The 20,041-nt window shown below is 30.8% G+C and carries 20 protein-coding genes and 1 tRNA gene; 9 read left to right on the top strand and 12 right to left on the bottom strand.

Going from position 1 to position 20,041, the window contains the following annotated elements; translation table 11 throughout:
- Positions 1–33 precede the first annotated feature (33 nt).
- Positions 34–1,362 carry an MATE family efflux transporter gene (locus ACFQ1U_RS12320; protein WP_386108802.1) on the top strand — a complete coding sequence of 443 codons (1,329 nt, stop codon included), beginning with the start codon at positions 34–36 and terminating at the stop codon, positions 1,360–1,362.
- Here ACFQ1U_RS12320 and ACFQ1U_RS12315 read toward each other — a convergent pair whose 3' ends face one another.
- Positions 1,363–1,818, bottom strand: a complete 456-nt coding sequence (locus ACFQ1U_RS12315; RefSeq protein ID WP_386108800.1) for a GNAT family N-acetyltransferase — start codon at positions 1,816–1,818, stop codon at positions 1,363–1,365.
- 51 nt (positions 1,819–1,869) lie between these two features.
- Here ACFQ1U_RS12315 and ACFQ1U_RS12310 point away from each other — a divergent pair, with 51 nt between their 5' ends.
- The 4 genes from ACFQ1U_RS12310 (at position 1,870) to ACFQ1U_RS12295 (ending at position 3,813) form a co-directional block, all read left to right on the top strand.
- Positions 1,870–2,640 carry an enoyl-CoA hydratase/isomerase family protein gene (locus ACFQ1U_RS12310; protein ID WP_386108798.1) on the top strand — a complete coding sequence of 257 codons (771 nt, stop codon included), beginning with the start codon at positions 1,870–1,872 and terminating at the stop codon, positions 2,638–2,640.
- On the top strand, positions 2,637–3,089 hold the full coding sequence (locus ACFQ1U_RS12305) for a GNAT family N-acetyltransferase (protein WP_386108796.1): 453 nt from the start codon (positions 2,637–2,639) through the stop codon (positions 3,087–3,089). The genes ACFQ1U_RS12310 and ACFQ1U_RS12305 overlap by 4 nt, the downstream gene beginning before the upstream one ends.
- 3 nt (positions 3,090–3,092) lie before the next feature.
- Positions 3,093–3,266 carry a hypothetical protein gene (locus ACFQ1U_RS12300; RefSeq protein ID WP_386108794.1) on the top strand — a complete coding sequence of 58 codons (174 nt, stop codon included), beginning with the start codon at positions 3,093–3,095 and terminating at the stop codon, positions 3,264–3,266.
- Between the two features lie 97 nt (positions 3,267–3,363).
- Positions 3,364–3,813, top strand: a complete 450-nt coding sequence (locus tag ACFQ1U_RS12295; protein WP_386108792.1) for a 6-pyruvoyl trahydropterin synthase family protein — start codon at positions 3,364–3,366, stop codon at positions 3,811–3,813.
- Positions 3,814–3,841: 28 nt separating this feature from the next.
- Here the strand turns inward: ACFQ1U_RS12295 and pth are convergent, their stop codons facing one another.
- From pth to ACFQ1U_RS12280, 3 genes are all read right to left on the bottom strand, one after another.
- Positions 3,842–4,408 carry an aminoacyl-tRNA hydrolase gene (gene pth, locus ACFQ1U_RS12290; RefSeq protein ID WP_386108790.1) on the bottom strand — a complete coding sequence of 189 codons (567 nt, stop codon included), beginning with the start codon at positions 4,406–4,408 and terminating at the stop codon, positions 3,842–3,844.
- 121 nt (positions 4,409–4,529) lie between these two features.
- Positions 4,530–5,105, bottom strand: coding sequence for a 50S ribosomal protein L25/general stress protein Ctc (locus ACFQ1U_RS12285; protein ID WP_386108788.1), 576 nt, complete (start codon positions 5,103–5,105; stop codon positions 4,530–4,532).
- A gap of 22 nt (positions 5,106–5,127) precedes the next feature.
- Entirely contained in the window at positions 5,128–6,069 is a 942-nt protein-coding gene (locus ACFQ1U_RS12280) for a ribose-phosphate pyrophosphokinase (RefSeq protein WP_386108786.1), read from the bottom strand.
- Positions 6,070–6,190: 121 nt separating this feature from the next.
- Between ACFQ1U_RS12280 and ACFQ1U_RS12275 the strand changes: the two genes are divergently transcribed.
- Positions 6,191–6,274, top strand: a tRNA-Leu gene (locus ACFQ1U_RS12275).
- Between the two features lie 37 nt (positions 6,275–6,311).
- Here ACFQ1U_RS12275 and ACFQ1U_RS12270 read toward each other — a convergent pair.
- From ACFQ1U_RS12270 to moaA, 6 genes are all read right to left on the bottom strand, one after another.
- A complete protein-coding gene (locus ACFQ1U_RS12270; protein WP_386108784.1) occupies positions 6,312–8,180 on the bottom strand; it encodes a PAS domain-containing sensor histidine kinase in 1,869 nt (622 codons plus the stop codon).
- Complete coding sequence (locus tag ACFQ1U_RS12265; RefSeq protein WP_386108782.1) at positions 8,170–8,646, bottom strand: hypothetical protein; 477 nt, start codon at positions 8,644–8,646, stop codon at positions 8,170–8,172. The genes ACFQ1U_RS12270 and ACFQ1U_RS12265 overlap by 11 nt, the downstream gene beginning before the upstream one ends.
- A 70-nt stretch (positions 8,647–8,716) precedes the next feature.
- Positions 8,717–9,844 (bottom strand): NTP transferase domain-containing protein, encoded by a 1,128-nt coding sequence (locus tag ACFQ1U_RS12260; RefSeq protein WP_386108780.1) that lies wholly within the window; start codon positions 9,842–9,844, stop codon positions 8,717–8,719.
- 10 nt (positions 9,845–9,854) lie between these two features.
- The gene (moaC, locus tag ACFQ1U_RS12255; RefSeq protein WP_386108779.1) at positions 9,855–10,337 is read right to left on the bottom strand and encodes a cyclic pyranopterin monophosphate synthase MoaC; all 483 of its coding nucleotides are present in this window, start codon (positions 10,335–10,337) and stop codon (positions 9,855–9,857) included.
- A 21-nt stretch (positions 10,338–10,358) separates the two neighbouring features.
- Positions 10,359–11,573, bottom strand: coding sequence for a molybdopterin molybdotransferase MoeA (locus ACFQ1U_RS12250; RefSeq protein WP_386108777.1), 1,215 nt, complete (start codon positions 11,571–11,573; stop codon positions 10,359–10,361).
- 30 nt (positions 11,574–11,603) lie between these two features.
- Complete coding sequence (gene moaA, locus ACFQ1U_RS12245; RefSeq protein WP_386108775.1) at positions 11,604–12,593, bottom strand: GTP 3',8-cyclase MoaA; 990 nt, start codon at positions 12,591–12,593, stop codon at positions 11,604–11,606.
- A 64-nt stretch (positions 12,594–12,657) separates the two neighbouring features.
- On the opposite strand from moaA, the gene uvrC reads away from it, so the two are divergent.
- Both uvrC and ACFQ1U_RS12235 read left to right on the top strand, forming a co-directional pair.
- Positions 12,658–14,448, top strand: a complete 1,791-nt coding sequence (gene uvrC, locus ACFQ1U_RS12240) for an excinuclease ABC subunit UvrC (protein WP_386108773.1) — start codon at positions 12,658–12,660, stop codon at positions 14,446–14,448.
- A 2-nt stretch (positions 14,449–14,450) separates the two neighbouring features.
- Positions 14,451–16,658 (top strand): patatin-like phospholipase family protein, encoded by a 2,208-nt coding sequence (locus ACFQ1U_RS12235; RefSeq protein WP_386108771.1) that lies wholly within the window; start codon positions 14,451–14,453, stop codon positions 16,656–16,658.
- Positions 16,659–16,717: 59 nt separating this feature from the next.
- Here ACFQ1U_RS12235 and ACFQ1U_RS12230 read toward each other — a convergent pair whose 3' ends face one another.
- Both ACFQ1U_RS12230 and ACFQ1U_RS12225 read right to left on the bottom strand, forming a co-directional pair.
- Positions 16,718–18,262, bottom strand: coding sequence for an Rne/Rng family ribonuclease (locus ACFQ1U_RS12230; protein WP_386108769.1), 1,545 nt, complete (start codon positions 18,260–18,262; stop codon positions 16,718–16,720).
- Positions 18,263–18,547: 285 nt separating this feature from the next.
- Complete coding sequence (locus ACFQ1U_RS12225; protein ID WP_386108768.1) at positions 18,548–18,838, bottom strand: HU family DNA-binding protein; 291 nt, start codon at positions 18,836–18,838, stop codon at positions 18,548–18,550.
- A 133-nt stretch (positions 18,839–18,971) separates the two neighbouring features.
- Here ACFQ1U_RS12225 and mutY point away from each other — a divergent pair, with 133 nt between their 5' ends.
- On the top strand, positions 18,972–20,012 hold the full coding sequence (mutY, locus tag ACFQ1U_RS12220) for an A/G-specific adenine glycosylase (protein WP_386108766.1): 1,041 nt from the start codon (positions 18,972–18,974) through the stop codon (positions 20,010–20,012).
- Positions 20,013–20,041: the final 29 nt, after the last annotated feature.

Raw genomic sequence — 20,041 nt, 5'->3', positions numbered from 1 at the left:
TAAACAAAGATATCTTGGAATTAGATGTTTACCATGCACAATATCAGTTTTAAACATATTAACAAACTGGCAATTCCTGCATTAATTGCTGGTGTAGCAGAGCCTTTGTTATCCACAACAGATTTAGCTATTGTTGGTAATGTTTCTTATGATGCTACTGAAAGTTTAGCAGCAATTGGTATTGTAGGTGCTTTTTTATCAATGTTAATTTGGGTTTTTGGGCAAACACGTAGCGGTATTTCTTCAATTGTTTCACAATATGTAGGTGCAAATAAAATAGGAGCAATTAAAACCTTACCGGCTCAAGCTACTGTTATTGTTGTAGCTGCTAGTTTGCTAATATTACTACTAAGTTACCCTTTTGCAGAGCAAATTTTTAGATTTTACAACGCTTCTGGTAAAGTGTTAGCTTATGCTGTAGCTTATTATAAAATTAGAGCATTCGGATTTCCTTTTACCTTATTTACAATAGCTGTATACGGTACTTTTAGAGGTTTGCAAAATACTTTTTATCCTATGGTAATTGCATTAGTGGGTACATTGGTTAATATTTTGTTAGATGTTGTGTTGGTTTACGGAGTAGATGGTTTTATAGCTCCAATGCATATTCAAGGAGCAGCATATGCAAGCGTTTTAGCACAGGTTATTATGGCATTATTGTCATTAGTATTATTATATAAAAAAACAGCGATAACACTACGTTTTACATTGCCATTTCATGAAGAAATACCTCGTTTTATAAACATGGTGTTAAATTTATTTGTTAGAACCATTGCTTTAAATCTAGCTCTTTATTTCGGAACATCTTACGCTACAGCGTATGGCAATCAATATATTGCAGCATATACTATTGGGCTAAATTTATGGTTAATGGGTGCTTTTATTATAGATGGTTATGCATCTGCAGGTAATATTTTATCAGGTAAATTATTAGGAGCAAAAGCTTATTCAACACTAATTAAACTTGGCAATAAGTTGTTGTTATATGGTTTTTTATTAGGTCTTTTAATGGCTTTAATAGGTTTTGTTTTTTACAATAAAATAGGGATATTATTTACGCAAGAAAATGAGGTTTTAGTTGCGTTTTACGAAGTTTTTTGGGTGATATTATGCATGCAACCTTTTTGTTCATTAGCATTTATTTATGATGGAATGTTTAAAGGAATGGGAGAAATGAAGTATTTAAGAAACCTTCTATTATTCACCACATGTCTAGTTTTTATTCCTGTGTTATTAGTTTTTGATGCGCTTAATTATAAGTTATATGCTATTTGGATTGCATTTTTTTTATGGATAATAGCACGTGGCATTCCCTTAATTATCAAGTTTAGAAGTAAGTTTTTACCGTTAGTTAAAGAGTGATTAAAGTTTTTTCTCAAAAACTATTTTTTGCTCACCAAGCTCGTTGGTGTAAAAATTAGTAATATCAAACCCGTTTTTTAAGTTAAAAATAAGCATAGCTTTATATTGATTCATTGATTTTGTAGCTATCTTTTGATATCCCTTTTTTAGCACAATAGCTTCTTGATGTTCAGCCAAAACCTTGGCAATCCCCTGTTGCCTAAACGCTGGTAAAACACCACCAAGCCAACTGTAAAAGGTGTTTGAATTTTGTTTATAGCCAATTTTAAATCCAACAGGAATTTCTTCCTTATAAGCAATTAAAAAAACTAAATCGGTTTGATTTTGAATTCTATCAACAAAATAATCGTTGGTATTAACCTCAAAAATAGTTTTGTAAAGACATAACAGTTGTGTTAAATCATTATTATTTGGCAGACCAAATATTGATTTTATTTTAAGGTTTTCAGCTTTCATAATTTTTCAAAAAATAAAATTACCACTATTTTTGAAGAAACAACTATATTCATGACACTTACTACAAGAACCAACGGAAGTTTATTTACTAAAATTCAAAATAAAATAGCAACTATAGAGTTTGGTCATCCAGCAAGTAATTCTTTTCCTTCAGAATTATTAGCCAGATTAGCTAATGAATTCAAACTATTAGCTACTAACGATGAGGTTGCTGTAATTATTTTAAAATCGGAAGGTGAAAGAGCATTTTGTGCAGGAGCCTCTTTTGATGAGCTAGTAGCTATAGATAATTTAGAAGACGGGAAAGCTTTCTTTTCAGGCTTTGCTAATGTAATAAACGCTATGCGAAGCTGTAATAAATTAGTTATAGGAAGAATACAAGGTAAAACTGTAGGTGGAGGAGTAGGTTTAGCAGCAGCTTGTGATTATGCTTTAGCAACAGAAGCAGCAGCTATAAAATTATCTGAATTAACCATTGGTATTGGTCCTTTTGTAATAGCACCTGCTGTAGAAAGAAAAGTTGGTGTAAGTGGCTTAGCAGAATTAACGTTAGATGCTACAAGCTGGAAAAATGCTTATTGGGCAAAAGAAAAAGGTTTATATGCTAAGGTTTTTGATACAATTACTGAATTGGATAAAGAAGTAGAGATTTTATCAGAAAAAATAGCTCAATATAATCCAGATGCTTTACTTGAAATGAAAAAAGCACTATGGAAAGGTACCGATCATTGGGATGCATTATTAATAGAAAGAGCTGAAACATCGGGTAAATTGGTGTTATCTGACTTTACTAAAAACGCCTTGGCTAAATTTAAAAAGTGATAACAATAGAAAGAACAACAGCGGAAAATGATATATTTAAAGAGCTCGTTATTAAGTTAGATTCATTTTTATCAATTACAGATGGTGACGAACATGAATTTTATGATCAGTTTAATAAGTTAGATACAATTCAACATGTAGTTTTAGCTTTTGATAATAACAAAGCTGTTGCATGTGGAGCAATAAAACCTTATAAAAATGCTGTTATAGAAATAAAAAGAATGTTTACCTTGCCAGAATGTAGAGGTAAAGGAGTAGCTTCAACTATTTTAAAAGAGCTTGAAATTTGGGCTTTAGAACTCAATTTTACAAGTTGTATTTTAGAAACAGGTGTAAATCAAGTTGAAGCAATTGGTTTATATAAAAAGAATAACTATACAGTAATTGCCAATTATCCGCCTTACGAAAATGCTGAAAATAGCATTTGTTTTGAAAAAAAATTAAAGTAATATATGTTTTTACTACAAAAGTCAGATTATAATGCTGCTTATCAAAGCGGTTATCAAGCAGGTAAATGGATTGCACACAACCCAACATTAGCCGTTATTTTAGCTGTTGTTTTATTAGGTGGTTTAGTGTTTGGAATTACTAAAGTTGTTAAACAAATTCGTACATTCGGCGAATAATTAAAAAAGAGTTTATAATGGATAATTATTTATTTCTATTCTTAGCCATAGCTTTAGTAGTTGTGTATTTTTACAACAAATTTAGAAACAGACGATAATGAGTACTATACGTATAACCAAACAGTTTAATTTTGAAACTGGTCATGCATTATATGGTTATGACGGAAAATGTAAAAATGTTCACGGACATAGTTACAAGCTTTCTGTTACAGTAATTGGTTCGCCTATTACAGATGCTAATAATGTAAAGTTTGGAATGGTGATTGATTTTGGTGACCTTAAAAAAATAGTAAAAGAGGAAATAGTAGATGTGTTTGACCATGCTACTGTGTTTAATAAAAACACCCCTCACGTAGAGCTTGCAAAAGAATTACAAGATAGAGGACATCATGTTATTTTAGTTGATTATCAGCCAACTAGTGAGATGATGGTGATTGATTTTGCTCAGAAAATTAAAAATAGATTACCAGATAATATTAAGCTTCATGCCATAAAACTTCAAGAAACTGAAACTAGTTTTGCAGAGTGGTTTGCTGCTGATAATTAAAAAAGGAAAGTTATTAACTTTCCTTTTTTTATTTACCGTTAAATTCGTTCATAGTATTCGATAAACCCGCATTTATAAAAGATGCTATTGCTTTTACAGAAGTAGGAATTCTTTCTATCAAAGCGCTTTGTTCTTCGTTATTCCAGGTGCCTAATACAAAATCTACCTGATTTCCTTTTCGATAATCTGCCCCAACACCAAATCTAAATCTTGGGTAAGTTCCAGAGTTTAGTTTATCTTGAATATCCTTTAAACCATTATGTCCGCCAGCACTTCCTTTTGCTTTAATTCTGATGGTTCCAAAATCAATATTCAAATCATCAGTAATAATTAAGGTGTTTTCAGTTAAAATATTTTCTTTCTGCATCCAATATTTTACTGCTTTTCCGCTCAAATTCATGTAGGTGTTTGGCTTTAAAACGATAACCGTTTTACCTTTTACACGTACTTTAGCAACATCACCTAGTTTTTCTGTTTCAAAAGTACCTCCATGCTCTTTTGCAAAGGCGTCTACAATTTTAAAACCTATATTGTGGCGAGTTTCGTCATATTTTTCACCAATATTTCCAAGTCCTACAATTAAAAACTTTTTCATGGGATTTTCAGTGGTATTCTTTTTAAAGTTAAATAAGTTGAGTAAGAAATTCATTTTATAAAAATAAAAAAGCGCTACACAAGGTAACGCTTTTATACTTAGTAATATATACTATACTATATTATTTCTCAGCTTCAGCAGCAGCTTTCGCAGCGTTACGAGACATACGTACTTGTGCAACCACAGTGTTATCTGGGTGTAAGAATGTAAAGTTTTCGTTTGCTAATTGAGTAATGTAAAGTTTGTTACCAATTTCTAACTCAGTAATATCTGCTTCAATGAAATCTGGTAAATTAGCTGGTAAAGCTTTCACTTTTAACTTACGCATGTTGTGACGTAAAGCACCACCAACCATAACACCTTTAGAAGTTCCTACTAATTTAACAGGAATTTCCATTGTTACAGGCTTATCTTCAAATAACTGGTAAAAATCGATGTGTAAGATTTTATCAGTTACTGGGTGAAACTGGATGTCTTGTAAAACAGCCGCATAAGTTTGTCCTTCAAGCTCAATCGTTGCCGTGTATACATTTGGAGTATAGATTAAGTTCTTGAATGATTTTTCATCAGCAGAAAAATGAACTGGCTTGTCTCCTCCGTATAACACGCAAGGAACCTTTCCAGCATTACGTAAGGCTTTCGTTGCAGATTTACCCACGCTTTCTCTTTGAGATCCTTTAATTGTGATTGATTGCATTATATAATTATTTATTAATTTACTACATTAAAAACTGATCGCTTATAGATGTATTTGACTGCACTTTGTGCATTACATCAGCGAATAAAGCGGCGCAAGATACAACTTTTATTTTAGAAACTTGCTTTTTTAAAGGAATTGTATCTGAAACAATTAACTCTGTTAATTGAGAGTTTTGAATTTTTTCATAAGCATCTCCAGATAAAATAGGATGCGTACAAATTGCTCTTACAGATTTTGCTCCGCGTTCCATCATTAAACCTGCCGCTCTGGTTAAAGTTCCACCAGTATCAATCATGTCATCAACTAAAATAACATTCTTGTCTTTTACATCACCAATTAACTCCATATGTTCAATTACATTGGCTTTTTTACGTTGTTTGTAGCAAATTACTACATCACTTTGTAAAAATTTAGAGTAAGCATAGGCTCTTTTAGATCCTCCCATATCTGGTGAGGCAATGGTTAAATTATCTAATTCTAAACCATGGATGTATGGTAAAAATATGGTAGAAGCGAATAAATGATCTACTGGTTTTTCAAAAAAGCCTTGAATTTGATCAGCATGTAAATCCATGGTCATAATTCTAGTTGCACCAGCAGCTTGTAATAAGTTGGCTACTAATTTAGCACCTATAGCTACTCTTGGTTTATCTTTTCTGTCTTGACGCGCCCAACCAAAATAAGGCATCACAGCAGTAATATGACGAGCAGAGGCACGTTTAGCAGCATCTAACATTAATAGCATTTCCATTAAATTATCTGCCGTAGGGAATGTTGATCCAACAATAAATACGCGTCTTCCTCTTACAGATTCTTCAAAAGCTGGTTGAAATTCACCATCACTAAAGTGAGTGGTTTTTACGTTTCCTAGTGGAATACCATATTCTTTGGCTATTTTTTCTGCTAACTCTGTACTTTGAGAACAAGCAAAAATTTTAGGTGATAATGTTTTAGTAGACATTAAAATTGATGTTTAATTGTGTTGTTGTTAACCGCAAAAGTAAAACTATTTTAACGGGAATTAAAAGATTTTTTTAACGAATTACGATAAAATTATTTAGCTTTGCAGCTCTTTAACAATTGCCAAAGTGGTGGAATTGGTAGACACGTCGGATTCAAAATCCGATGTTCGCAAGAACGTGTGGGTTCGAGTCCCACCTTTGGTACTAAAAGCTTGGTTTATCTAGGCTTTCTTTTGTGTATTTATACTTCAATGGCTTTGATGTTATTAACTTTGAGATTTGTATGAGGTATGGTAAAATAGAAAGCACTTCCTTTTCCTTCTTTAGATTCTACCCATATTTCACCTTCATGTAGTGCTACAATTTTTTTACAATGAGCTAAACCAATTCCAATACCTTCAAAATCTTCTCTGTTATGCAGTCTCTGAAATATTATAAATATTTTATCTTTGTGTTTTTCTGAAATTCCAATTCCATTATCTTCAACACAAAATAGCCAATGATCCTGTTTTTTTTCTGCGGAAATTTTAATTATTGGGCTTACATTTTGCTTTCTGAACTTTAGTGCATTGCTGATTAAATTTTGAAATAATAGACGTAATTCTGTTGCATAACAGTTTATGTTTGGTAACTTTTCATATTGAAAAATAGCATTAGTATTTTGTAAAGCACTACCTAAATCATCAATTACTTGATTTATTATTTCATTACAATCTACTGTTATTTTTTGTTCCTTTTTACCAAGCAATCCGTAATTAAGCAATCCCGTAATTAAGCTTTTCATTCTCTCGTTAGCACTTAAAATAAAGTTTAAATAAATATTTGCTTCTTCATCTAATTGTTCGGCGTATTTTTCATTTAACAGATTAGAGAAATCATGAACAGTTCTTAAAGGTTCTTGTAAATCATGAGAGGCAATAAATACAAATTGCTCTAATTCTTTGTTTTTATTTTGAAGCACTTTATTAAATATTTCTTGCTCTTTTTGTAGTTTCTTTCTTTCAGAAATATCTCTAATAGCAATTATAATTAGTGGACCTTCAAAAGTTTTAATAGGGTTTACGGTAATTTCAATTGGGAATTCTATTTCATCTTTATTTAATCCATGTAGTTCTTGCTTGAAGTGAGTTAGATTTTTATGAGGTTTTGCAAAGTAATTTTCAATATTTCTACGGTGTTTTTTATGAATTAATTGTGCTGTCTTTAAGCCTAATAATTCCTCTTTTTTATATTTAAAAAGATGTTGAGCTTGTTTGTTGCTAATTATAATTTCAGCCTTATTATTAACAATCAAAATGGCATCAGGTGCGCTTTCTAATAATGCAGAAAATTTATATTCTAAATTTTTAATCTCTGTTATATCAAATAAACTAGATCTGCTGTAAATAATTTCTCCGTTTTCGTCTTTAACGGACGATACATTTAAAATAGCTTTTATGGTTTTGCCGGTTTTAGTTTGTAATGTTACTTCTTCATTTTTGATGTAACCTTTACTTTTAAATAGCTTTAGTAAATTTTTAATTTTATCTTCAGAGTTGTCACTATAAATTTTAAATACAGGTTGTCCTATTAGCTCTTTTTTAGAATATCCTAATTTTTTAGCTAATGTAGTATTACACTTTAAAATAGCTCCGTTTTCAGGAGATATACTAGCATACATTTCATTAGCATTTTCATAGAGAAATTTATACAGTTGTTCACTCTCTTTTAGATCTATAGTTTTACGTTTAACGGTTTTTTCTAGATTGTTTTTTATAATTTCTAACTCTTCAAAACCTCTTTTAGCTATTGTCACAAGGCTTACGGTAATCCATAAGGTAATGAGTGAAATAGTAGTATTGATACCTACTAAATCTGTTGATTGATAATCATTATAACTAAATAAAACTGCTGTAAATATTAATATGCTACAAATGATCCCTGCATAAATTGCAGTATTTTTCCAAGGTAATAACCAACTGTATAATATTACCATGCAGTACAATGCTCCAAACGGAATATTTTTAGAAATATTTATGTGAGCTATAAATAAAGTACACGTTAATAAGGTTGCTAAAAAAAATAATATTCCATTTTGTATCCAATCTTTATTTGTATAACTAGTAGTCATTACTTTTTAGTTTGGTAATTTCTTCTTTTAGTTGCTGTATTGTTTCCTCTTGATCATTAATTTTTTTGAGTAAATCGTTATCTTCTGTTTGAATATTTAATGCTTTAGGAAGATCTCTTATTAATGCAAAAACAGTTAAAAAGCTTACAATTGCTGTTAAAAATTTTACAACAGCACTAATTCGGTAATGGGGTTTCCAAAAAATAATAGCATCAATAATATGTGTAGCACCACAAAGAATGATGAATGCACTAAATAACCAAAAAACAGGTAAAAATGGAACGTTAGGTTTTCTTTGTAAAAACCAAATAAGAATAACAGGTATTAAAAAATAGGCTAACCAAATAGCAACATCACTTCCAATATAAAGCCATCCATGAAAATCACTCCATTTACCACAGTGCCATCGAGGAGGCCAGTCAGAGGTATTAAAAAACTTTTCAAAAAACTCATACAATTGATCCATTTTTAAAAATATTTTTTTTAAAGTTAGAAAGAAACTTTAGTATAAATTTAAAAAAATAAACAACTAAAAACTAAATAGTTGTAAGTTTTTTATTTCTTATTATTTCCTTTTTAGCGTTTAAATATTCTTCTGGAGTGTTAATATTCTGAATTAATACATTTGGAACATCAATAACTTTAACATCACTATTAATCAACATTTTTCTAGGACATGAATATCCTTGGGCCAAATATTGCAATAGTATTGGATATGCTTTTGGTTCGTAAATAGTGATTAATGGTTCAGGAAACTCATTATCTATACCTTTTACAGTAGTAGCTACTTTGCTTGGGTCTCTTTCAGTAATTATTTTTTGAATTAGAGTTTCATTAACAAAAGGCAAATCAGTTGCCAATACAAACCAAGCAGTATTAGGATTTTGTTGAAATGCTGAGCATATTCCACCAAAAGGGCCAAGGTTTATAAAGCTATCAGCAATTTCTGCCTCCTTATTTGTGGTGTTTTTTACAGAAAAATACACCTTATCTAACTTTTGATTCAAAAGGGTTTTAGCATGCTCTCTTTGGGGTTTTCCATGGTAGTTTAGTAAAGACTTGTCACTACCCATTCTTGTGCTTTTTCCACCAGTTAAAACCAACCCATTTACAGGAGGTGTTAAAGCCTCAACTATAGCTTTTGTATGTTTAGTAATTGCATCAATATCATTGATGTGATAAGTAGTAATATTTTTTATATGAGGGAACTTTTCTTCTAAACACGGAAAAAAAACAACGTCATCAGTGAGTTTTATAATAAACTGAATATTGGTTATTTGACTTAAACGTTTTTCTACAGAGGCTTCTTTTTTTTCGTCTAAAATTAAAATTTGTTTAGCACCTTGATAGTGATTTCCATTTATAAAAACAATGTCATGTTGAGAAAATTGAAGGCGCTGTACATATTTGTTGATAGGTAATTTAGAGGCAATGTCAACATTACCTTCATGATGAAATGTGTATGTAGAAAGTGTGTTTGGAGCTACATCTTTAGCGTGTGATGCATCAAAGTACCCAATATTGTATTGAGATAAATTTTGGCTAAGCTTGTTTACTAAATCGGTTATAATTGTACAATTAGTACCTAGTATAGCAATTTCGTTTGGCGCAAAGTTATCGGTATGTTTTTTGGTAATATTAGTGTGTTTTTGATGCTTTGTCATTGTTGTTATATTAATTTTTAGAGATGGAGAAATCAGCTTTTCCTCCAGTTTTTTCAATTAGTTTAACTTCTTTAATAGTAATGTTTTGATGTATGGCTTTACACATATCATAAATTGTTAAGCAGCTTGTGGTTGCGCCAGTGAGCGCTTCCATTTCTACCCCTGTTTTACCTTCAATGGTAACTTTACATAATACTTGAGCATGCTGATTATCAGTAATATTAATTTGAATGTCAACTCCGTTAATTAGTAAAGGATGACACATGGGTATTAAATCTGCTGTTTTTTTAACTGCTTGAATACCCGCAATTATAGCTGTTTGAAATACAGGCCCTTTTTTAGTAGTAAGTTCATTATTAGAAAACTTGCTAATAATTTCTTCTCCTAAAAACATAGTAGCTTTGGCTGTTGCTGTTCTCTTGGTGATTTTTTTATCGGAAACATTCACCATTTTTGGTTGATTTTCATCATTAATATGAGAAAAACTGCTCATTTTATAAAAAATTAAATAAAGTTAAATAGTAAAGTGTTTATATAGTATAATTTCATGTACACTATCTTTTTTATAATCTGTCTTATTAGATTTTGGAAGTGTAAGAAAACCATCTGCATTAGTAAGGCTTGCTAAATCACCAGATCCGTTAACTTTCACAGGTGTGGCCATTAATTGACCGTTTTCACTTTTAATTGTAACAGGAAGAAAATAGGTTAATGCTGGTTTAAAGTTTACGTTTTCAGTTAACGTTGCTGTTAATTTTTTCTGTGTGTTTTGAGTTGCATTAAAATACCAAGGATAAAAATAAACCAAACAATTTACAAAAGTAGAAACAGGATTGCCTGGGAATGCAAAAACAGCGGTATGTTTAGTATTGTTTTCGTGTTTTCCAAACCAAAAAGGTTTACCTGGACGTTGGGCAACTTTATGAAATAATTTTTCAACACCTAAATTAGTCAAAACTTCCGGTAAAAAATCAAACTTACCTTTACTAACAGCACCACTAAAAATTAGTACATCAAAAGTATGTAAATAGGTAGCTATTTTTTGTTGTAAAATCTCTTTGTCATCTTTTAAGTGTGCTACTTCTGCATCAATATATAAGTTTTTTAATAATGCAGCTACCGTGTATATGTTACTTTTTCTAATTTGATGAGGCTGTGGTTGCTCATCAACAGCTACTAATTCATCTCCAGTAGCAATAATTAATACTTTAGGAAGTTTGGCTACCTTAACGGTTACTTTTCCTACGGTTGCTAAAATTCCAATTTCTGCAGCTGTAATTGGAGTATTTTTAGGAATTAATATTGTGTCTTTTGCTTTATCTGTTCCTTGTAAATGAACATTTTGACCTTCGTTTATTTGGTCAATATTTACAGATGCCATTAGAGTATGAATATTTATGTCTTCATATCTAATAACAGTATCGCAATTGTTAGGTAAAACAGCTCCAGTCATTACTTCGTAGCAATGTGCAGCATTTTCTAATGTTTCTTGAGGTGACCCTGCGGCTTGAATTCCTTCTATTTTAAAATCGCGTACGCCATATTGAAAAAACCGATAGTTGATGGCAATTCCGTCCATGGCAACTCTATTAAAAGGAGGGAAGTCTCTGTCTGCAACAATATCTTCTTTTAGTATTCTTCCTAATGAGTTTAAAAAAGGAATTTCTTCTACACCAAAATCCTGAGTGTTTTGTAATATAATTTCTTTTGCTTCTTCTACTGTAATCATTCTTAAAAGTATTGGATGGGTTGTGCTTATTTATCCACCAATTGTGCTCATGCTTTCACTTACATGTTGTTTTCTATTGGCTTCAGCAACAAAACCATTTTCTGGTTTTTGTTTAACTAATTGTAAAAAGAGGTTTTTTAAGTCGTTATTACTAGCACCCTTTCTAATAAAATCTCTTAAATTAAAAACACCATCATCAAATAAGCAGTTTTTTAGCGTACCCGTTGAGGTGATTCTAATTCGGTTACAATCGTTACATATTGTTCTTGTAAAAGCTGGTATAATTCCAACGGAACCTATATGTCCGTTTATTTTATAATTTCGGGACGTTGAGCTTTTTTCAGGAGTAATTTCCTGAATTTCATAATCGTTTTTAATGGTTGTAAGTATTTTTTGAAAAGACCAATTTTCATTGGTTGCTCTTAATCCGTTACCGTTAAAAGGCATTTCTTCAATAAACCTTACGGCTATATTTTTGTGCTTTGTTAAAGCAACAAAATCAGTAATTTCATCGGTGTTAATACCAGATTGAATCACAACGTTTAGTTTGAGTTGTAACGAACTTTTTTCTAACGCATAAAACGTATCCATTACCTCATTAAAAACATCACGACGCGTAATTTTTGCAAATTTATCCGCCTGTAAACTATCAATACTTAAATTGATGTTTTTAACCTTGGGTAGTTTTTCTAAGGTATTAATATGTTTTTTTATTAGCGCTCCGTTGGTGGTAATGTTAATATCGTGTAATAGGTCATTGTATGATAACATTTCTAAAAACGACATAAAATCTTTTCTAACAAATGGCTCACCACCTGTAAGTCTAACTTTTTGAACACCAAGTTCTGTGAGCACTCTAATAATTCGGTACATTTCTTTGTAGGTAAGTAACTCTTTTCTAGGTACAATTTCTATTCCGTTTGCTGGCATACAATATTGGCAACGTAAGTTACAACGATCAGTAACTGCTAATCGAACATAATTAATTTGCCTGCCAAAATTATCTACCAATGTACTCATAATGTAAAAATACTAATTCTATACCGAAGCAGCTTAAAAAGCTAAAAAATCGTAACTTCGTTGTATGCCAACACCGTTAGAATTACAAGTAAAAACACTACCGAACTCGCCAGGAGTTTATCAATATTTTGATAAAGATGATGTGATTATTTATGTTGGAAAAGCAAAGAATTTAAAAAAACGAGTTGCTTCCTATTTTACTAAAAACCATGATAATGCAAAGACAAGAATTTTAGTAAAAAAAATTGTTAGGTTAGAGCATATTGTGGTAGATACAGAGACTGATGCATTATTGCTAGAAAATAATTTAATTAAAAAATACCAACCACGATATAATATTTTATTAAAAGATGATAAATCTTATCCGTGGATTTGTATTAAAAAAGAACGTTTTCCAAGAGTTTTTACTACAAGAAGAGTTATTAAAGATGGATCTGAGTATTTTGGACCCTATACTAATATTAAAACCGTTTATACGCTTTTAGATTTAATTAAAGAGCTATACCCATTACGTACTTGTAATTATGATTTAAGTGCAGCTAAAATAGATGCTGGTAAATACAAAGTGTGCTTAGAGTATCATTTAGGAAATTGCAAAGGACCTTGTGATGACAATCAATCCGAAGAAGACTATTTAAATGATATTAAAGCTATCCGGAATATTATTAAAGGAAACTTTAAAGAAAGTTTACAAAGTTTACACGATTTAATGATGGGGTTTGCTGCTGAAATGAAATTTGAAGAAGCACAAAAAATTAAAGAAAAATTAGAAGCGCTTCAAAATTATCAAGCCAAATCAACTATTGTAAACCCTTCTATTAATAATGTAGATGTTTTTTCAATTATTTCAGATGAAACACATGGATATGCTAACTTTTTTAAAGTTATGAACGGAGCAATTGTTCAAGCTTACACAACAGAAATTAAGAAAAAACTGGATGAAACAGATAAAGAGCTGTTAGAAATGTTTATTGTAGAAACAAGACAGCGATTTACCTCACTTTCTCGTGAAATATTTGTTCCTTTTAAGGTTAACGTAGGCTCAAATATAAAAGTTACAGTACCTAAATTAGGAGACAAAAAACGTATTGTAGAATTATCTGAACGAAACGCAAGATATTACAGACAAGAGCAATTTAAGCAAATTAAAATTGTTGATCCTGATAGGCATGTAAAAAGAATCATGTCTCAAATGAAAAAAGATTTACGTTTGCGAGAAGAACCAAGACATATAGAGTGTTTTGATAATTCAAACATACAAGGTACAAACCCTGTTGCAGCTTGTGTAGTTTTTAAAGATGGGAAACCAAGTAAAAAAGATTACAGACACTTCAACATTAAAACAGTTGAAGGTCCAGATGATTTTGCTTCTATGGAAGAAGTTGTTTATAGAAGATATAAACGACTTTTGGAAGAAGAAAAACCTCTCCCGCAGTTAATTGTTATAGACGGAGGTAAAGGGCAATTATCATCAGCATTAAAAAGTTTAGATTTATTAGGCTTACGAGGTAAAATAGCTATAATAGGGATTGCTAAACGTTTAGAAGAAATTTATTATCCTGGAGATTCTGTACCGTTGTATTTGGATAAAAAGTCCGAAACGTTAAAAATTATTCAGTTTTTACGTAATGAAGCACACCGGTTTGGAATTACTTTCCATAGAAATAAGCGTAGTAAAGGTGCCATAAAATCAGAATTAGAGCAAATACCTAATGTTGGGCAACAAACTATTACAAATTTATTACGTACATTTAAATCAGTCAAACGAGTTAAAAACGCTACTCTAGAAGAACTAACCAATGTGGTAGGCTCGGCAAGAGCCACTGCTATATATAACTACTACCACCGCAAATAATTATGAAAAAACTGCTACTAATTCTCTTTATTACAACGAGTATTTTACATGCGCAAAAACAACCCAAAGTTGGTTTGGTGTTAAGTGGTGGTGGTGCCAAAGGTTTTGCTCATATTGGCGTAATTAAAGAGTTAGAAAAAGCCGGAGTGCAGGTTGATTATGTTGCAGGAACGAGTATGGGAGCTATTGTAGGAGCTATGTATGCAGCTGGATATTCTGCAGATCAAATAAACTACTTAGTTGATAACACTGACTTTTCAGGTATTTTACAAGATATTATTCCACGAAGAGATAAACCGTATTTTCAAAAAGCATATCAAGAAAAACATGCAATATCTTTACCTATCAACTTAAAAGAAGGTTCTGTAGGTTTACCTTTAGGTTTATCAAGAGGTCAAAATGCTCTTAATTTATTAACTCAGGTTTTTGCTCCTGTTCAAGAGGTTGAAGATTTTAAGTTATTACCAATTCCTTTTTTTTGTATTGCAACAGATATTGAAACCGGTGACGAAGTTGTTTTAGAAAAAGGTTCATTACCACTAGCTGTGAGAGCTAGTGCTTCATTTCCAACGTTATTAAATCCAGTTGAAATTGATGATAAGATTTTAGTTGATGGGGGAGTTGTAGATAATTTTCCTGTTGATAAAATGAAAGAGAAAGGTGTTGATATTATCATTGGAGTAAATGTACAAGGTCAGTTATATAATAGAAATGAACTTTCATCGGTTTCATCTATTTTAAGTCAGATAATTAGCTTTAAAATCTATGAAAAGGTTGATGAACAAGTAAAATTAGTAAATATATATATTAGACCTAAAGTTGCAGATTACGGTGTAACATCTTTTGAGGATAAAGATGAAATTTTGGCAGAAGGTGTTAAAGCAGCTGTTAAATATAGAGAGGTTTTTAATGAAATTTCAAGCCTACAAACTGATAAAAAACCTGTTAAAAGAGTAGAGGTTAAGCAAGGTAATTTTGTTGTTGACAGAATTAACATTAAAGGAAATAAAAACTTCAATAGAAACTATATTCTTGGTAAAATGCAATTAGCAGAAGGTGATTCTGTTTCTTATAAAAGTATTTCAAGAAAAATTAATACACTCGTTGCGACTAATAATTTTGAAAGGATTGATTATAGTTTTAAGCCATCTTTTCAGGGTAAAAAATTAGAATTAAGCTTAAAAGAGGATATTAAAGCATATTTACGTCTTGGTATTCACTATGATCAGTTATACAAAACAGGTGTTTTACTAAATTATAACCATAAAAAGTTACTTTTTCAAAATGATGAATTATCTGCGGATTTTGTGGTTGGTGATAAAGTTAGATACGATATTCAATATTTTATTGATAACGGATATTTATTAAGTTACGGAATCTCATCTAGGTACAATTCATTTTCGTCTAATGTGTTGTTTAATGCTAATAATATAGATAAACTTAATATTGATTATAATGATTTTACTAACCGATTGTTTATTCAAACCACTATTGATAAAAAGTTTGCTTTCTCACTGGGCTTAGAACATAAGAATGTAGAAATTACTTCTGAAACCATTTTAGACAATGATGAGCGCTCTTATTTTGAAGACAGTAACTATATAAACTCCTATGCTTCATTAGTTTTAGATACTTATGATAAAGCAATGTTTCCTAAAAAAGGTTTTTATGCAAATTTTGGTTTTAGATGGTTTATGTGGTCAGATAGAAACACTTCATTAAATAGATTCGCTAACAATAGTCAAGTACCATTTAGTCAATATTCTCAACTTAGCGGAAGCATTGGTTTTGCATCAACTATTTGGGATAAGTTAACATTTCAAAACACAAATAATTTTGGATTTTCATTAGGAAAAGAAAATTCTGGAATTTTTGACTATAGGTTAGGTGGATATAATCAAAACTATATAAATAATTTTGTACCATTTTATGGTTATGAAATAGGAGAATTAACGAATCAATCATTTATAAGAACTTCATTAGATATAAGATATAATATTTTTAACAAGCATTATGTTTCTTTAATTGGGAATTTAGCAAGGGTAGAAAATGATATTTTTAGCAACACTAATTTTTTTGAAAATATTAAATCTGGATATGCTTTAGGTTATGGTATTGAAACCTTTATTGGTCCCGTAGAATTGAAGTATTCATGGTCTCCAGATCATAGTAGAGGTTTCTTTTTGTTTAATTTAGGATTTTGGTTTTAAGGCATAAAAAAACCTCCAAAACATAAGGTTTGGAGGTTTGTTTCATAATAAGATATGCCTTATTTACTACTTTTTTCGGTTTTTAAATCGAATTTATATTGTAGATATTGATAAGCATCTCTAGGTAAAATTTTAATCCACTTTTTGTATTTCTTAAACCATTTAAAACGGATAGAACTAACACCTTTGGTTAAATAAGCTGTAACAAAAGGATGAGCATTTAGCGTGATACTCTTATAGTTTTTGTTACTATTCATTATTTTTTCTAGTTCCGCTTCAATTTTATCAACCAAAACAATTGGAGCTTCAACTTCTCCATTTTCGTTAGGGTTTGGTTCGCGAGTTTTTATTTCTAATTCAGGTCTTACACGCTGGCGTGTAATTTGTACTAAACCAAATTTACTCGGTGGCAGTATTTTGTGTTTAGTTCTGTCTAAAGACATGGCTTCTTTTAAATGCTGATATAACTTTTGTCTGTTTTCTGCCGATTTCATATCAATAAAATCAACAACAATTATACCTCCCATATCTCTAAGTTGTAATTGTCTGGCAATTTCTGTTGCCGCAATTAAATTAACTTCTAAAGCAGTTTCTTCTTGGCTTTTGGCTTTGTTAGATCGGTTACCACTGTTTACATCTATAACGTGTAAAGCTTCGGTATGCTCAATAACTAAATAAGCACCTTTGCTCATAGAAACTGTTTTGCCAAACGATGTTTTTATTTGTCTTTCGATACCGTACTTTTCAAAAATTGGTACTTGTGATTTGTGTAATTTGACAATCTTTTCTTTTTCAGGATATATTTCCTGTAAATACTCTTTAATTTCTAATTTTAAAGATTCATCGTTTGTAACAATGCTTGTAAAAGTGTCATTCATAACATCTCTTAAAATAGAAGATGCTCTATTTAACTCGCTTAATACTTTGGTTGGTGTGTTGTTGTTTGGAATTCTTCTACACATTGTTTTCCAACGCTCTAACGAGTTTTGTAAGTCTTTGTCTAGTTCTGCTACTTTTTTACCTTCAGCAACAGTACGTAAAATAAGTCCGAAACCTTTTGGTCGGATACTTTTTGCTAATTTTTTCAAACGTTCTTTTTCTTTGTTGTCTGATATTTTTTGTGATACAGACACTCTGTTAGAAAAAGGAACTAAAACTAAATATCTACCAGCAATAGAAAGTTCTGAGCTAATACGTGGCCCTTTGGTAGATATTGGTTCTTTTACAATTTGTACTAATAAATTTTGACCTGATTTAAGTACATCGCTAATACCTCCGTCTTTGTTGATATCTTCTTCAAAGGGGAAGTTTTTTAAAGTGAAATCTTTTAATTTACCTGAGCTTACTCTTTTAATGAATTTGTTTAAAGATTGTACCTGTGGACCTAAATCATGGTAATGTAAAAAACCATCTTTTGGGTAGCCAACATTAACAAAAGCAGCATTTAAGCCGGTCATTACTTTTCCTATTTTAGCAAGAAAAATATCACCAACAGAAAATTTGTTATCGCTTGTTTCTTTATTTAATTCAACTAATCTACCATCACGCAGTAAGGCAAAATCAATATCAGAAGAATTGGCACGAATAATTAATTCTGTTTTCATTCTGAATGAGTTTTGTGCCATCGTACTAAGTACGGTGACGGATTAAAATTGTAATCAGGTATTTAATTTTTAAATACCGGTTGAGGTTACACCTCAATGTCAATGAACGTTTCGTTTAAGCAAACGAAAAAGTAAGCGTTAGCTTACTTTTTCTTCTTGTGGCGATTTGCTCTTGCTCTTTTCTTTCTTTTGTGAGTAGAGATCTTAGCTCTCTTTCTTTTTTTACCACTTGGCATAGTTATCTGTTTTTAGCAACCCATAAGGGTTAATTAATACTTTAGTTAATTATTTTACAACAACTTTAGTTTTTACACCTTCTGTAAAAGTTTTAGCTGGTTTAAATGCTGGAATGTTGTGAGCAGGTATTTTAATAGTTGTGTTCTTAGAGATGTTTCTACCTGTTTTTTCTGCTCTCTTTTTGATAATAAAGCTACCAAAACCTCTTAAATATACATTATCCCCACTCTCTAAAGAATCTTTAACTTCAGACATGAATGCTTCAACTATAGCTAATACATCATTTTTTTCAATGCCCGTCTTGTCTGAAATATTCGATACGATATCTGCTTTTGTCATTATAATATATTTTATTTATTGTATTTAAATTTTTCAAGGCTGCAAATATATGATAATTAATCGATTCCGAAAATAAATGTACTTAAAAATATCTTAATAAAAAGCATTATTTTCGTGCCTCTAATTTACAAAAATGATTTTTCATAAAACTCTTATTCACTGGTATTTACAATATAAAAGAGATTTGCCTTGGAGGAAAACTACCAATCCATACTATGTTTGGTTGAGTGAAATTATGCTGCAACAAACTCGAGTTGCACAAGGTTTGCCATACTATTTAAAGTTTATAGAGGCATTTCCAACAGTACATGATCTTGCTAATGCTAACGAAAGTTTTGTGCTAAAATTGTGGCAAGGGTTGGGTTATTATTCTCGAGCAAGAAATTTACATTATACCGCTAAATATATATCTAACGATTTAAAAGGAATTTTTCCAGATAATTTTTCCGATTTAAAAAAGCTAAAGGGTGTTGGTGATTACACAGCTTCTGCTATAGCGTCAATATGCTTTAATGAATCTACGGCAGTAGTAGATGGTAATGTTTATAGGGTTTTGTCTAGGTATTTTGGAATTGCAACTCCTATTAATATAACAAAAGGAATAAAAGAGTTTAAAGCATTAGCACAATCACTTATAGATGATAAACAACCAGGGATGTACAATCAAGCAATAATGGACTTTGGTGCAACTTTGTGTAAACCTCAAAATCCGTTATGTAATGAATGCCCTTTTGCTCAAAGTTGCCTGGCATTAGCTAACAATACTATTTCATCATTACCAGTAAAGGAGAAAAAAACTAAGGTTAAAAAAAGATATTTTAATTATTTAGTTTTAAAATCTCCTAACAATACAACAATATTGCAAGAAAGAACTAGTAGAGGTATATGGCAAGGTCTTTATCAATTCCCATTAATAGAGACATTAAAAGAAGTTAAAGACTCAAAAGTTATAGAAGATCACAGTGTTTTTAAATCATTATTTAATAAAGAGGCTTCTTTGGTATTATATAACATTGAACCAGTAGTTCATAAGTTGTCGCATCAACATTTATACACTAATTTCTGGATTGTTAATACAGAAAACGCTTCAGGTCAGGAGGTTGCGGTTTCGGATTTGGAAAAATATCCAGTTCCTGTTTTAATTGCTAACTTTTTAAACCAATTTTTTTACTAAAAAACTAATTTTGTACCTTTGGTTTAACA

The organism is Tenacibaculum geojense, assembly GCF_042676005.1.
GTDB classification, from domain to species: domain Bacteria; phylum Bacteroidota; class Bacteroidia; order Flavobacteriales; family Flavobacteriaceae; genus Polaribacter; species Polaribacter geojense.
Note: the sequence above shows the minus strand (reverse complement) of the source record. Positions and strands in the feature narration are given on the sequence as shown.

Excerpts from the sequence above, each read along its gene's own strand:
- ACFQ1U_RS12250 (WP_386108777.1), bottom strand. The coding sequence starts at position 11,573 with ATGATTACAGTAGAAGAAGCAAAAGAAATTATATTACAAAACACTCAG.
- ACFQ1U_RS12320 (WP_386108802.1), top strand. The coding sequence starts at position 34 with ATGCACAATATCAGTTTTAAACATATTAACAAACTGGCAATTCCTGCA.
- ACFQ1U_RS12265 (WP_386108782.1), bottom strand. The coding sequence starts at position 8,646 with ATGGATCAATTGTATGAGTTTTTTGAAAAGTTTTTTAATACCTCTGAC.
- ACFQ1U_RS12235 (WP_386108771.1), top strand. The coding sequence starts at position 14,451 with ATGAAAAAACTGCTACTAATTCTCTTTATTACAACGAGTATTTTACAT.
- uvrC (WP_386108773.1), top strand. The coding sequence starts at position 12,658 with ATGCCAACACCGTTAGAATTACAAGTAAAAACACTACCGAACTCGCCA.
- ACFQ1U_RS12310 (WP_386108798.1), top strand. The coding sequence starts at position 1,870 with ATGACACTTACTACAAGAACCAACGGAAGTTTATTTACTAAAATTCAA.
- pth (WP_386108790.1), bottom strand. The coding sequence starts at position 4,408 with ATGAAAAAGTTTTTAATTGTAGGACTTGGAAATATTGGTGAAAAATAT.
- mutY (WP_386108766.1), top strand. The coding sequence starts at position 18,972 with ATGATTTTTCATAAAACTCTTATTCACTGGTATTTACAATATAAAAGA.
- ACFQ1U_RS12225 (WP_386108768.1), bottom strand. The coding sequence starts at position 18,838 with ATGACAAAAGCAGATATCGTATCGAATATTTCAGACAAGACGGGCATT.
- moaC (WP_386108779.1), bottom strand. The coding sequence starts at position 10,337 with ATGAGCAGTTTTTCTCATATTAATGATGAAAATCAACCAAAAATGGTG.
- ACFQ1U_RS12230 (WP_386108769.1), bottom strand. The coding sequence starts at position 18,262 with ATGAAAACAGAATTAATTATTCGTGCCAATTCTTCTGATATTGATTTT.
- ACFQ1U_RS12300 (WP_386108794.1), top strand. The coding sequence starts at position 3,093 with ATGTTTTTACTACAAAAGTCAGATTATAATGCTGCTTATCAAAGCGGT.
- ACFQ1U_RS12295 (WP_386108792.1), top strand. The coding sequence starts at position 3,364 with ATGAGTACTATACGTATAACCAAACAGTTTAATTTTGAAACTGGTCAT.
- ACFQ1U_RS12270 (WP_386108784.1), bottom strand. The coding sequence starts at position 8,180 with ATGACTACTAGTTATACAAATAAAGATTGGATACAAAATGGAATATTA.
- ACFQ1U_RS12285 (WP_386108788.1), bottom strand. The coding sequence starts at position 5,105 with ATGCAATCAATCACAATTAAAGGATCTCAAAGAGAAAGCGTGGGTAAA.
- moaA (WP_386108775.1), bottom strand. The coding sequence starts at position 12,593 with ATGAGTACATTGGTAGATAATTTTGGCAGGCAAATTAATTATGTTCGA.
- ACFQ1U_RS12280 (WP_386108786.1), bottom strand. The coding sequence starts at position 6,069 with ATGTCTACTAAAACATTATCACCTAAAATTTTTGCTTGTTCTCAAAGT.
- ACFQ1U_RS12315 (WP_386108800.1), bottom strand. The coding sequence starts at position 1,818 with ATGAAAGCTGAAAACCTTAAAATAAAATCAATATTTGGTCTGCCAAAT.
- ACFQ1U_RS12260 (WP_386108780.1), bottom strand. The coding sequence starts at position 9,844 with ATGACAAAGCATCAAAAACACACTAATATTACCAAAAAACATACCGAT.